This window comes from Devosia submarina (genome assembly GCF_003056345.1).
GTDB lineage: Bacteria > Pseudomonadota > Alphaproteobacteria > Rhizobiales > Devosiaceae > Devosia > Devosia submarina.
The window spans coordinates 1-848 of the sequence record NZ_PYWB01000032.1; the positions used below are offsets into that span (position 1 = coordinate 1).

Here is an 848-nt window from a genome sequence, read left to right on the forward strand (position 1 = left end):
CTCAAGGAAGCCCTTGATCTCGCGCGCCCAAAAAAACGGACCTCGCCGTTGCTGTCGTGGAGCAATCCCGAGGACGATACCCAATGAGTGCCGTAGCAAGAACATTAGGCGTCTCCAGATCCAACCTGATCGAGCGTGCCAGCAAGCCATCCAAGCCGCGCGGCTCATATCGCAAGGCAGATGATGTGGTTCTTCTTTCCGAACTGCGCCCGATTATCGACCAGCGACCCACCTACGGTTATCGCCGCGTGACAGCATTGCTCAACCGGCAGCGGCGCAAAGAGGGCAAGCCCATGGTCAACACCAAGCGGGTTCTCAGGGTCATGCAGCAGAACGGACTGACCCTTCAAAAGCATACGGCTCTGCGGCCAGGCCGCACGCATGACGGCGTCGTTGTTGCCCTCCGCTCCAATATCCGATGGTGCTCCGATCATCTGGAGATCCATGCCCGCAACAGAGAGGTTGTCCGCATCGTCTTCGTCATCGATGCCTGTGACCGGGAGATCATCGCCTGGTCTGCTGTCGCCAATGCCGGCATCTCCGGTGAGATGGTGTGCGACCTGATGATCGCGGCAGTCGAGCGTCGCTTCGGTAGCCTCAAGGTCCCACACCGGCTGGAGTGGCTCTCCGACAATGGCAGTGCCTATATCGCCAGGCAGACCGCTCAAGTATCTGCCGCACTTGGTCTAACCCTGCTCTTCACCCCCGTCAGAAGCCCGCAGAGCAATGGCATGTCCGAGGCCTTCGTAAAGACCCTGAAGCGAGACTACGCTTCGACCGCAATCCTCCCAGACGCCGACACCATCCTCGCCTTGCTGCCAGGATGGATCGAGGACTACTGTGAGGTT

At 59.4% G+C, this 848-nt stretch carries 1 pseudogene; it reads left to right on the top strand.

Annotated elements, in window-relative coordinates:
• Window positions 1–848 (top strand): annotated as a pseudogene (locus DDE77_RS19255) (IS3 family transposase); the annotation flags it as partial.